We start from the raw sequence: 12,427 nt of genomic DNA, 5'->3' as shown, positions 1-12,427 counted from the left end.
CATTATGTTTAAAAGAACCATTATCACAGTCGTTTTAGCATTGTTCCTGTTACCCGCTCTTGCGCAGCACTCCCTTTTATATAAGATCTCAGGAAAAGGCCTTAAACAGCCTTCTTACCTGTATGGCACTATTCATATGATCTGCCCTGATGATTTCTTTCTCCCGGAACATGTAAAAGAAGCTTTCAGCCGGGCCAAGACCATTTATCTTGAAATGGATATGGATGACCCTGCCATGATGGCCAGGCTCATGGAATCCATGCAGGATAAAACAGATGGCTACTCCCTGCAGGATGTGTTCAAACCAGCGGATTACCAGAAGCTGAGCCGATACTTTAAAGACAGCGTGGGAATGGACGTATCCATGTTCAAGACCATGAAGCCCATGATATTATTATCCTCCGTGATGATGAAGTCGCTGGATTGCCCCAACCCGGCCTCTTATGAAGGTACCTTTATTAAAATGGCCCAGGAGCAGAAGAAACCCATAGAGGGACTGGAAAATATTGAAGACCAGGTAGCCATATTCGATGCTATTCCGGACAGTACGGAAAGCATTATGATCATGGATTACATCGATAACCTGCCTAAGCAGCGGGCATTGTTCAAACGCCTTGTTGGGGCTTACAAACGCCAGAACATCACGGAGATCCATGACTACCTGAAAGACTCGCCAGAACTGGCAGGATTTGAAGATGTGATGGTATATAACCGTAACCGCAACTGGATCCCGGTAATAGAGAAAGCCGCCGCAAAAGAAACCACACTCATTGCCTGCGGTGCTATGCACCTGGGTGGAGACCAGGGAGTAGTGGCATTACTGCGCAAACAGGGCTATACCGTGGAACCGGTACTCAGGTAAAAGGATCGTATTACTGCATAAACAGCTATACAGCGTGTAACTATTTAAACGGCTATACGGCGTGTACCTTTCAAACAGCTATACAATGTGTAACTATTTAAACGGCCAAACAACGTGTACCTTTTAAACAGCTATACAACGTGTAACTATTTAAACGGCCAAACGGCGTATAACTATAAACTCAAATAGCGCAAACACAAGGCCGCTTACTCCTCCACCACTGCCGCATCATGCGCTTCCGCCTCTATACTTTTAATAGCCGCATTCCGCTCCGCCGGCGTGGGGAACAACACGCTTTTGGCGATCTGCTTTCCATTGCTGCCCTTAACAGTGAAATAGTAATGTTCTGTAGCGGCTTTCATCCTTTCAAATTTATTATCATCCCGCGCTACCGCTTTTAAAGCCTCTATGCCCGAATTACAGGCCGCTTTGGTATGAAAGGCATCACTGGTGATGAGCACTGTGCCATCATCTGTTTTCAGGTCAAAAAAGAGCTGATGATGCTTGCCTGTTTTGATAACGAATTTACACATGGAATTGCTTTGAGATTTTTCTGAATATAACCCTTTTACAGGAGAATTTCCCTTTTGATCCCGATAAAGGGGTGATTGGTGTAACGAATTTCACCTGCCCTCCATCCCGTAATATGTTTGCACTATCAAACTTAACCTATATGAAAGCGAACATGACTACTCTCCTTTCCGCCACCATACTTACTCTTTCCGGCTTAGCCCAGGCACAGGAAAAGAAAGACACCGTTAAACAACTCAAAGAGGTGAACATCACTTCCACTGCCCCCACCATTACCATGCAGGGCGGCACCATGGTGGTGAATGTTGCCAAAACCACTACCGCAGCCGGCTCCACTGCCTGGGAAGTATTACAGAAAGCTCCGGGTGTGGTAGTGGATAATACAGATAACCTGCTGCTGAACGGCAAATCAGTGACTGTTTATATAGACGGGCGCCCCAGCCGTCTGAGCGGGGAAGATCTCAAAAACCTGCTCAACAGCACGCCCGGCGGCAACATCGATAAACTGGAACTCATGAGTAACCCTTCCACCAAATATGATGCACAGGGCGCTGCCATTATCAATATCAAAATGATCAAAAGCAAAGACCTGGGCACCAATGGTACCGCCACCATCAGCGGAGGATTTGGCCGTTACGCCCGCACTACGGAAGGGTTTACACTGAACAGCCGCAGTAAAGCAGTAAATATTTATGGCGGATACGATTTCCTTCATACCGATCAGTTCACCAAAACAAGGTCTGAACGCCGTTTCAAAGATGGCTACAAGCTGGAGGATAATGATTATAATAAAGAAAACCGTAACACCCATAATGTCAGAGCAGGTGCAGACTTTGACCTGAGTAAAAGCACTTCCGCAGGTGTACTGCTGAAAGGCGCTTTCAGTAACCGCGGCAGGAATGGTGAAAATAAGACCGGCCTTCCGGATTCCACTTTCCTGCAGTATGCAGGCGGGGATCAATCCATTGTAAACCCATCTGTGAACGTTTATTTCAAAACAGGCAGCGAGAAAAAGAAGAATGAATTTACCTTCAATGCGGATTACTTCTCTTACAATAAAGACTGGAATGATCTGTTCACCGGCCAGTATTACAATGCAAGCCAGCAGCTCATTGGCGGCCAGACCAATATCCGCAACAACGCAGATTCCCGCATCAATGTATACTCCGCCAGCGCAGACTATGTGCAGCCGCTCAAATTTGCCAGGCTGGAAGCCGGCATCAAAACCACTTTCACGGAAACAGATAACGATATGACCTGGGAGAATAAGTTGGGGGACAACTGGCAGAATGATGCCGGTAAAACCAATCACTTCATCTATAAAGAGAACATCAATGCTGCGTACATCGGCCTGAACAAAACCATTAAGAAGTATACTTTCAATGCTGTGCTGCGTGGTGAACATACGCATGCAACCGGCAACAGCCTTACCATAGATCAACATTTCAGCCGCGATTATTTCCAGCTGTTCCCCAGTGCAAGCATTTCTTACATGAAAGATGCAAAGAACCAGTTCAGTCTTTCTTACCGCAGAAGCATCAACCGCTTTGGCTTTGAGATAGTGAACCCCTTCATCACTTATAAGAACGCTTATACTTATCAAAAGGGGAACCCTGATATCAAACCGGTGATCAATCAATCCATAGAAGCCACCTGGGCACATAACTACTCTATCTTCACCACCCTGGCCTATTCCCGTAGTACAGATAACCTGAGCGTGGTATTCCGCCAGGATCCTCAGACGAAGATCCTCGTGATGAGTTACGACAACCAGGCAGCCTTCAATGTAGTGTATGCTAATCTCGTGATCTCCAAACCACTTACTAAAAAGATCCGCACTACCTGGACGCTGATGGGCCTTTACCTGAACATCAATACCAACCTGGATGGTGTACAGTATCAGAAAGAGAACATCACTACCATCCTCAATACGCAGAACGTATTCACCCTGCCGGCGGGTTTTACGGCAGAACTGAACGGATCTTTCCAAAGCCCCTTCGCCATGGGTTACGCTTCTCTCCGCTCCATGGGTTTTGTGGACCTGGGCCTGCGTAAGAACATCATGAAAGGCAATGGCTCTTTGAAACTGGCACTGAATGATGTGTTCAATACAAAACAATACCGCTTTGATGTGAAGTATGCCGCCATCGATAACAGCAGCCGCCAGGAAATGGACACCCGCGTAGTGAACCTCACTTTTAATTATAAATTCGGCAACAAGAACGTGAAACAGACCAAAACACGCAAGAACACGATTGAAGCCGAAGCAGGACGTACCAATACAACTACCTTTTAACCTGGCATTTTTATACAGGCTTCCCGGGCTGAACCGGGAAGCCTTTTTTTAACTACTTTTGGCAGTGTTATGAAACAAAAGATCATTCAGTTTTTCAGGCAGGAATGGAAAAAGTTACTGACCTTATTTATCATAGCTATTATTCAGCTGCTCCTGGGTCTCTCTTTTCTGTATACGGCAGATCCGGACCTGGCAAATGAAACTTATAGCAAACTGGGAGGAGTTCTGCTGTATTCAATAAAGAGTGTGCTGGAATTCGTTATCACGTATTACCTGCTGATCTTCCAGGCTTGCCTGCCTCTATTGCAGGGAAAGAAAATAAGCAGGTTTGTGCTGATTGTTTTAAGCGTTTTCCTGGTAAAGTTTGGATACACGGCTCTTATTGAATTTGACTCTATTAATTATAAAGTATCCGGTACCAGTAAAGACGCTTTTACGACCTTCATCAAAAATCATAAATTCCTGTTCTTCTCCCTCAGCAGTTTTTTCTTTTACATCGTTACCCTGGTGCTTTCTTTCGTGGCCGCCTTTATCATCGACTACAACACCCGGAACCGCCGGCAGAAAGAACTCGTAAAACAAAAGATGGATGCCGAACTGGCTGCCATCAAATACCAGATCAACCCGCACTTCCTGTTCAATTCGCTTAGCTTCATCTATAGCAAAACAGTACCTTTGAGCGAAGAAGTTTCAAATGCTGTGCTGCTACTCTCAGACATTATGCGGTATGCCCTGGGAAAAGAGGAAGATGCAGAAGGGAAAGTGGCATTATCCCAGGAACTTACCCATCTGAAGAACGTGATCGAAATTAACCAGATGCGGTTCAACAACAAGCTGAATATCCAATACAGTGAAGAGATCAGTAACCCGAATGCCCGCATCACACCACTGGTACTGATCACCCTGGTGGAAAATGCCTTCAAACACGGCGATCTGCTGGACCCCGCTAATCCGCTGGTAGTAAGAACAGAAGCCAATGAAAGGACCATTACATTCCTTATCAACAATAAAAAGAAAAAAGGTACGAAAGAACTCTCTACGGGCATTGGCCTCAACAACGTAAAGCAAAGGTTGCAGCTGATGTACGCAGAGAAACATACTTTCACCGTAAAGGAAAATGATGATTTCTATACCGCATCATTAACGATCAATTTATAAGACATGATTAACTGTATTGTGATAGACGATGAACAGCATGCAATAGACCTGCTGACCCACCACATTCAGCAAACGCCTTTCCTGAACCTGCTGTATTCTACTACAGACCCGGTGGAGGGATTGCAATTATTACACCTGCATAAAATAGACCTCATCTTCCTGGATGTGCAGATGCCTACCATGACGGGGATCGATTTCATTAAAGCGATCAATGGCAAAAGCAAAGTGATCCTCACTACCGCTTACAGTGAATATGCCATGGAAGGATTCGAAAACGAAGTAGTGGATTATCTTTTAAAACCCATCTCCTTTGCCCGTTTCATTAAGGGTGCACAGCGCGCGCTGGCCCTGATACAGCCGGTAGCCACCACCGCTAAGGAAGACAGCGATTTCATCTTTGTTAAAACAGAACAGAAAGGAAAGCTGATCAAGATCAATATCAGGGACATCCTCTTTATCGAAGGATTGAAGAATTACGTAAAGATCCATACCCGCCAGGGAGAAGGCATCATTGCGCTGCTGAACATGAAAGACCTGGAAGAACGTTTACCGGCAGGGGATTTTGCCAGAACGCATAAATCGTTCCTGCTGGCTACCGGTTATATTAAAATGATCGAAGGTAACACGGTACACCTGGAACATACCGCGGAGATAGTGCCCGTGGGAGATTCCTATAAAGAAGCCTTCATGAGCCTGATGAAAGAAAAGATTATGACAAATAAAAAATAGGCCGCGAAGTTCGCGGCCTGTTTTTTATGCTACCATTCCTCTGCCAGGACATTGTACATGCTCCTGTATTGAAGCTGGCATCATTCATTTGTAGTTTAGTTTATCTTTAGTTCATCATGGATAAAAGGCCTGCCAGGTGATCTCCCAGCTTCCTGGCCTGAATACTTTAAAGTTTACATACGCAAACAGATCATAGTGATCATTTTTGCCAAAGGCAGCGCCAGGCACCCACCATTCGAACTGGCGGTCTGCGGTGTTGAACGGATACGCTACATCATACTCGATCCTGTCTGCCAGTAACCGCTGCGCAAACACAAAATCCTGCATCCGTTTTCCCTTTTGTTTACTGCCTTCCGGAAAAGTTCTGGGGTCCATTAAATTACCGTTCGGGTCCTTAAACTTAACCGTGATCTTATTACCGGGCCCCTTGTATTCAAACTTATCTATGCGGATATTGATAGAATCAAAATAAGGAGAGCAACCATCCCAGTCATAGTCTGAACAAACGATCCATGCACCATCGTCTCGGGATTCGTAATCTGCACCTTTCACCACTTTCACCTCCAGCGCATTTTTAATGATCCGGGAACCTGCACCGTTGGATACTTTTACATCGATGAAATAAGTAGCAGAATCCATTTCATAACTTTCCTTGCGGAACTTCAGGCGGCCATCGGAAGGGCTGATCTCAAACACCGGGCGCTTCACGATCCTTTTCTTTTTCTCCAGCTCTTCCAGTGTTTTTTCCTGTCCTGTGAATTCTTCCACCCACTCTACCGCATCTACCTCCTGTTTCATTTCCGGCGCCGGTTTACCATCCCAGCGGCGGATATCTGCCAGTTCCACCTTAATAGGCAGGGTAGAACGGTCCAGTATAAGATCTCCTTTATAAGCATCCCGGCCGGTTTCCAGGGTAATGATCTTATCCTTATAACGGATATTCTCACCAAAGTAACCATCCTGCATATCCACTTTGCGGCAGCTATAGATCACACCTCCTGTGAGTGCCACCAGCATTACTGCTTTTGCTATATTCTTATATGATGTAGTCATGAGTTCTGTTTTAAAACTTAATAAGGGAAATTGAACGTATGGGTACCTGCTACAGCATGTACTACTCCGTTGGTAGCTTCCAGGTTACTGGTGATGATGCCGGAATTCACCCAGGGATTATATTTATTCTGCAGCTCCGGCCATTTTGAAATAGGATCAAACCGGCGGATAGGATTGGCGGTAAAACCATGCGGGTCCCAGATGCGGATAAAGATCGGGCCGGCGTTGGGAATACCGTTATAGGCATCTCTCCAGGTATCCAGGTACATCTGGTAACCATTCAGGCTGGTGATCAGCATACCGCCTTCCGGGCTCTTTTCCAGCGGAATGCTGTCTCTCCATACTTTCCTTCCGGGAAATATGTATTTGCTCATGGCTTTACGCAGCGTATCTACATTCACCGTATCCAGCTTTGCACCTCCTATCCTTTTGAGATAGTTCACTACACTGAGATCACGAGGTGCAAAAAAGGTAACGTTATTTTGTTTTACCGCATCAGCAAGGCCCGTTTTATCCAATATCCATACAATGGTATCAAACTCAAAAGGCCTGGATTTCAGGAAATCATACACGTTCATATTGAGCTTGCCCGTGCGAACGCCCCCATCTGTGAAATGCTCTTTCTGACAGGCTGTAGCAAACGCCAGTATGATAGCAAACGAAAGAATATATCTGAATTGTTTCATCTTGATTTTTTTTAAAGATTAATAACGCTGCCAGTAACGCATTTGCTCCATATTCGGGTTATCTACAAAAGCCTTGTTGGAAACAGGCCAGGTCCAGGCGCCATCATTGAAATCTGCCGGCAATACATCAGGACGAAGCGGAACTTTCACATAATCCGGATCTATCAGTAACCGCGTTCTCACCAGGTCGTAGAAGTAATGTCCTTCACCCAGTAATTCACGCGTACGTTCTTTAAAGATTTCCATCGGAAGCTGATCATCGGCCCCAGTGAATGGTTTGGTCCATGCACGTGTACGGATCGTGTTCAGGTCCTGGCGGGCAGGCAGGTAATTTTTCAATGCAGCATTCGCTTCTGCTCTCAGCAGTATGATATCTGCCATGCGGAAGATCACAATGTTCGCATCATACAGGTTCCTGGTGGGGTCCACCACCCACTGATATTTGGTGAACATCGTGAGAGCCGGGTTGGTAGGGCTGTTCAATGTATCAAACTGCGCAACATAGCGGAGGTCTGATGTAGTATCAGGAAAGAATTGTTTAGGTGTAGCTAACTGCGAAGTACGGGTGCCTTTTGCATTGGTAGAATCGCCGATCTTTAAAAAGTTAAGTGCCCACAGTGGTTCGTTGCGGTTGGCGGCCTTTGGTCCAAACATGGTGAGGTTCGCTAATGAACCATTCACGCCTATTTCTCCGGTTGCTGCATCAAAATCTATTTCAAAAATACCTTCGTCTGTTTTTCCTTTCCAGATCTGCTGGTATTCCATCATAAACCTGGAAGCCGCAGCTTCTCCGCGCTGTGCACCTGTAAGTAACCTGTATACACCGCCGTTGATCACTTTGGTGGAAGCAGCTATCGCCTCTATGTATTTCTGGCGCCATGCATATACATGCGCCAGCGTTGCCTGCACAGTACCTTGTGTGGCGCGGATAGATTTTTTGCCGGCGATATTATAGTTGGCAGGCAGCATGCTTTCTACAGCAGTGAGTTCTGTTTCCACAAAATCCAGCACGGCATTATAATCTGTTCTTCCCAGTTTATCCGCGGTTTTTGATTTGGTAACCAGCGGTACATTGCCCCATACCCTTACCATGTAGAAATAAGTGAATGCACGCAGGAAACGGGCTTCTGCTACATAACTCTGCCGGCTGCGATCTCCAAAGAACTCATTATCCGGTACACGGCCTGCATTTTCAATAACAGTATTACATTGTTCTATCACCTGGTAAAAGGGTGCCCAGTTAAAAAGGATATCATCCCATTGCCGGGTAGTTCCCCATTCTGTACGAAGCTTGTTGGTTTTTAATGCCCCATCTGTAAGGTCTCTGATCTGGTCTTTTGCATAAGAACGGAAGAGCAGTCCTCTGCGGTCTCCGTACATATAAAAGCGGTTATGGTAACCGTTGGCATCATTACTATTCTTGGGGCTCTCTGCCAGTGTTCTGCGTAATATGGCATATCCTCCCGCTACTGCACCGTCCAGCTCCTTTTCTGTAGACCAGAAATTCTGATCGGGGATCTGATCGATCGGGGAAATGTCCAGTTGCTTGTTGCAGGCCACCGCAGTGAACATCACCAGACCAAGCATCACATAATATATTCCTCTTTTCATACAATAACTTTAAAATGGATTAAAAAGTAACATTCAGGCCGAGTGTCATTTTGCGGGACAGCGGATAGTTCCTTCCCCTGTCGTAACCGGAAGGGAACTCTATCGCTTCCGGATCGCGGCCGGAATATTTGGTGAGGATAAATACGTTCTCTACGTTTCCATACACCATCATACGCTCCAGGCCAAAACGTTTGATCAGCGGCATAGGAAGGTTATAGCTCAGCATCAGGTTTTTCAGACGCATGAAAGAAGCATCTTCAACGAATGCGCTTTTGTAATCATAGATATTCCAGAATGTTTGAATGGAACCCGTCCAGTAATCCAGTGTGGGGAAGCGGGCATCCACACCTCCGCGGTCTCCGGGAGCAAAACCATAGATGTCATAGTATCCGGTGGGAGGAATACCACCCCAGTCCTGGGAATCCCCGTTAAAATATTCCTGTTTGGTATAGTTCGGGAACTGGCCGCCACTGCCGGTTACTTTCACAGAATTCCAGTAACGCTGCATAGCAGAGTTCACTACTTTCACTCCTAATTTGAAATTGAACATCATATCCAGCGTGAGGCCTTTCCATGTAAGCGTGTTCACCCATCCACCTTCGATCTTCGGTGTTGGATCGCCCACCCATAAACGGTCGTTCACTTCGCGCGCACCATCACCATTCAGGTCATTGATCTTGTAATCTCCGTTCAGGTCCAGGAACCTGGGAGAACCTGCGCGGTATGGCAGGTAACCATAATCGAAGAATAATTTCTTACCGGTGAAAGGATCAACGGGTACTTCTGCATCGCTCTGCCATACCCCGTCACTCACCATAAACACATAACCGTATGGAGCGCTGCCCACTTTCACCATGGTAACGTTATCCACAAAGAAAGGGCGGTTGTTGTTAGGCAGCTTGGCTACTTTGTTCACATTCTTAGCCAGCATGAAACGGGTGGTCCAGCCAAGGCCCAGTTTATTTTTGCCCAGTACGTCCACGCTGAGGGTCATTTCAAAACCCTTGTTCAGTACATCAATACCATTCTTTTTAATAATGCTGTAACCTGCGCTGGTAGGCAGCTGCTCATCGTAGGTACCCCCTTCCGTATAACGTTGGTACAGATCTGCGATCAGGCTTATACGACCTTTAAATGTGCTGAGTTCAATACCAAGGTTCGTTTGGTCAGAATACTCCCATCTCAGGTCCTTATTCTGCATCTGTGCAAAGTTCTGCACCGCAACAGGCGTACCGCCATAAGTACTTACATAGAGATCAGAGGGCTCATCAAAACCACCGGCAGCGCCAGTTAAAGCATTTACGCTGGCGAAATTCTCTACATATTGATTGGCATTTTTACCCCAGCTTAAACGTACTTTGGCTTCATTCAACCATGGCAGGTTATTCTTCACAAACGGCTCTTCTGCAATACGCCATGCTGCAGATAAAGTTGGGAAATATCCCCACCTGTTATTGCTCGCCAGCTTGGAAGAACCATCCGCACGTAACGATGCATCCACCAGGTATTTTTCACGGAACCCGTAGTTCACTTTACCAAGTACGGAAGATGTAGCATTAGCACCATATCCTGTTTTGGTGACCGTATTCCTGGGGCTATATCCCTGAACGATCTGAATAGGGTCCAGCGGGCCTTTCTTTGCATCTATCTGCGTTACTTCCAGGGTATTCTTATTGAACTCCTGCACCAGGAAGGCACCGAAGTTGTGGTCATTATTTTTCGTAGTGTGGCTATAGGATAACTGGTTAGTGAAAGTATAACTGTTATTGATAGCATTGTATTCACCTGCATCCGCAGAACCATTGTTTGCTACCGCAGCATAGAAATAATTACGTTTATCATTTGCATAACTGAGTGAACCTGTAGAAGTGAACATCAGTTCCGGTGTGATGGCATACATCAGCTGAAGACTGGTATTGATGCTGTTGGTATAATTCTTATCGCGGTTCTTGGAGAATGCATCCAGCAGGCTGCCTCCTGCGGGGTTTTTACCTGGTATCGCATAAACAGAAGAAGGAATACTCCAGATCCCCTGTGCATTGATACCCTGCCCGTTCTTGCTGTTACCACGGGAACGGTCTGTGCGGCCCAGGTAAGTTTGCATGAGGATGGTTGTTTTTTTATTCGGCAGCAAACGGCCTGTGAAGTTGGCCGTATAACGTTTGAAACCCGTGTTCAGTACAATCCCGTCTTCATTGTAATAACCGGCGCCGATACGGTAGTTACCCATTTCGTTACCGGCCTGGATGCTTGCATCATAGTTCTGGATCTGCCCGGTCCTGAAATAGAGGCTCTGCCAATCAGTAGAATTATTGAAATACGGATTCAGGCTGTCCGTCATCTGGATAGGCATGCCACTCATTCTTGCATCGTAGGGTGCAAAGCGGTTCCATATATCCGTTTTTGCATCGCTCTCTGCCTTACCGCCCAGGATAGGGAAAAGAGAAGGCGTAAATGTAATACCCGTATAAGCTCTCAGGTCTACCTTTGGCTTACCGGATTTGGCGGTTTTTGTTTTGATGATGATAACGCCGTTTGCACCACGCGATCCGTATACTGCTGCTGCCGCCGCATCCTTCAATACGTCGATGGACTCAATGTCGCTGGGGTTTAACCAGGAGATAGGGCTGTTACCGGAACCCAGTGCATTTACAGAGAACCCTTTGGCAGAAGCCCTGTCCGGAGGAATAATGATCCCATCCACCACAAATAACGGATCGCTGTAAATACGGTTATCAGAGAAGCTGCTGGCTACGCTGGCATTTCCCCTGATAAACACCGGCGCACCAATACCAGGCGCTCCGGAATTGTTCACCACAGCCAAACCAGCTACACGGCCCTGTAACAGGTTCACCACACTGGCCGCCGGGATATTCTGGATCTCCTCTGCCTCCAGCCTTGTTACGGCGGTGGTCAGCGTTTTCCGCTTTTTCGATTCATACCCCGTGATCACCACATCCTTTAACTGCTGCGCATCAGTTTGCATAACAATAGTGTAGTCATTGCGGGAATCCACTTTCAGCGTGGCTTTGGTGTAACCCATGTAAGTCAGTTCAAGGCTGGGATTAGTTCCTTTCAAGGTAAGAGAGAATTTGCCGTCCGAACCGGAGGCGGTGCCATTGCTGGTTCCCGCCTCACGAATAGATACGCCGGGGAGTGCCACCCCGTCTTTATCCTTCACTGTTCCGGTAACCTGGCGACCTTGGGCTGCAGCATTGAACATAGCAATGCATAGCATGACCCACAAAAAGAGTAGCTTCTTGGTCATAGATTTTAATTGATAGAATGAATGTTGGTTACTAGTATTAAATGCTTATCGTACTTTTAATGCTTATCCTGCTTTCTTACAAACTATTCAAGGGAAAGGTAGAATCTTTAAATTTTTGTTAAAAAAGGAAAGGGATAATAGTGATACTTCTATTACAATTGAAACACATCCTGCTAAATTACATACAACGCTCCTACATTAATTTGGCAATCAATTCATTATATAATATTAAC

At 46.1% G+C, this 12,427-nt stretch carries 9 protein-coding genes; 4 read left to right on the top strand and 5 right to left on the bottom strand.

Going from position 1 to position 12,427, the window contains the following annotated elements; genetic code table 11:
• Positions 1–4: 4 nt before the first annotated feature.
• On the top strand, positions 5–862 hold the full coding sequence (locus tag BUR42_RS02240) for a TraB/GumN family protein (RefSeq protein WP_074237535.1): 858 nt from the start codon (positions 5–7) through the stop codon (positions 860–862).
• Positions 863–1,068: 206 nt separating this feature from the next.
• Here BUR42_RS02240 and BUR42_RS02235 read toward each other — a convergent pair whose 3' ends face one another.
• Positions 1,069–1,395, bottom strand: coding sequence for a YegP family protein (locus BUR42_RS02235; protein ID WP_074237534.1), 327 nt, complete (start codon positions 1,393–1,395; stop codon positions 1,069–1,071).
• 140 nt (positions 1,396–1,535) lie between these two features.
• On the opposite strand from BUR42_RS02235, the gene BUR42_RS02230 reads away from it, so the two are divergent.
• The 3 genes from BUR42_RS02230 to BUR42_RS02220 all read left to right on the top strand — a co-directional run bounded on the left by BUR42_RS02230 (position 1,536) and on the right by BUR42_RS02220 (position 5,576).
• Entirely contained in the window at positions 1,536–3,689 is a 2,154-nt protein-coding gene (locus BUR42_RS02230; RefSeq protein WP_159442198.1) for an outer membrane beta-barrel family protein, read from the top strand.
• A 69-nt stretch (positions 3,690–3,758) separates the two neighbouring features.
• Positions 3,759–4,847, top strand: a complete 1,089-nt coding sequence (locus tag BUR42_RS02225; protein WP_074237532.1) for a sensor histidine kinase — start codon at positions 3,759–3,761, stop codon at positions 4,845–4,847.
• A gap of 3 nt (positions 4,848–4,850) precedes the next feature.
• Positions 4,851–5,576: a LytR/AlgR family response regulator transcription factor gene (locus tag BUR42_RS02220; protein ID WP_074237531.1), complete on the top strand. Its 726-nt coding sequence runs from the start codon at positions 4,851–4,853 to the stop codon at positions 5,574–5,576.
• Between the two features lie 114 nt (positions 5,577–5,690).
• Here the strand turns inward: BUR42_RS02220 and BUR42_RS02215 are convergent, their stop codons facing one another.
• From BUR42_RS02215 to BUR42_RS02200, 4 genes are read right to left on the bottom strand one after another with little or no spacing between them, the layout of a single operon-like run.
• Positions 5,691–6,629, bottom strand: a complete 939-nt coding sequence (locus BUR42_RS02215; RefSeq protein WP_074237530.1) for a DUF5007 domain-containing protein — start codon at positions 6,627–6,629, stop codon at positions 5,691–5,693.
• A 17-nt stretch (positions 6,630–6,646) separates the two neighbouring features.
• Complete coding sequence (locus BUR42_RS02210; RefSeq protein ID WP_074237529.1) at positions 6,647–7,315, bottom strand: hypothetical protein; 669 nt, start codon at positions 7,313–7,315, stop codon at positions 6,647–6,649.
• Between the two features lie 18 nt (positions 7,316–7,333).
• Complete coding sequence (locus BUR42_RS02205; RefSeq protein ID WP_074237528.1) at positions 7,334–8,926, bottom strand: RagB/SusD family nutrient uptake outer membrane protein; 1,593 nt, start codon at positions 8,924–8,926, stop codon at positions 7,334–7,336.
• A 19-nt stretch (positions 8,927–8,945) separates the two neighbouring features.
• Positions 8,946–12,194 (bottom strand): SusC/RagA family TonB-linked outer membrane protein, encoded by a 3,249-nt coding sequence (locus BUR42_RS02200; RefSeq protein ID WP_084185297.1) that lies wholly within the window; start codon positions 12,192–12,194, stop codon positions 8,946–8,948.
• Between the last annotated feature and the right edge of the window lie 233 nt (positions 12,195–12,427).

The organism is Chitinophaga niabensis, assembly GCF_900129465.1.
Classification (GTDB): domain Bacteria; phylum Bacteroidota; class Bacteroidia; order Chitinophagales; family Chitinophagaceae; genus Chitinophaga; species Chitinophaga niabensis.
This window is presented reverse-complemented; position numbering and strand designations above follow the sequence as displayed.

What these genes read in the sequence shown, in the direction of transcription:
- BUR42_RS02240 (WP_074237535.1), top strand. Translation starts at nt 5, where the DNA reads ATGTTTAAAAGAACCATTATCACAGTCGTTTTAGCATTGTTCCTGTTA.
- BUR42_RS02235 (WP_074237534.1), bottom strand. Translation starts at nt 1,395, where the DNA reads ATGTGTAAATTCGTTATCAAAACAGGCAAGCATCATCAGCTCTTTTTT.
- BUR42_RS02230 (WP_159442198.1), top strand. Translation starts at nt 1,536, where the DNA reads ATGAAAGCGAACATGACTACTCTCCTTTCCGCCACCATACTTACTCTT.
- BUR42_RS02225 (WP_074237532.1), top strand. Translation starts at nt 3,759, where the DNA reads ATGAAACAAAAGATCATTCAGTTTTTCAGGCAGGAATGGAAAAAGTTA.
- BUR42_RS02220 (WP_074237531.1), top strand. Translation starts at nt 4,851, where the DNA reads ATGATTAACTGTATTGTGATAGACGATGAACAGCATGCAATAGACCTG.
- BUR42_RS02215 (WP_074237530.1), bottom strand. Translation starts at nt 6,629, where the DNA reads ATGACTACATCATATAAGAATATAGCAAAAGCAGTAATGCTGGTGGCA.
- BUR42_RS02210 (WP_074237529.1), bottom strand. Translation starts at nt 7,315, where the DNA reads ATGAAACAATTCAGATATATTCTTTCGTTTGCTATCATACTGGCGTTT.
- BUR42_RS02205 (WP_074237528.1), bottom strand. Translation starts at nt 8,926, where the DNA reads ATGAAAAGAGGAATATATTATGTGATGCTTGGTCTGGTGATGTTCACT.
- BUR42_RS02200 (WP_084185297.1), bottom strand. Translation starts at nt 12,194, where the DNA reads ATGACCAAGAAGCTACTCTTTTTGTGGGTCATGCTATGCATTGCTATG.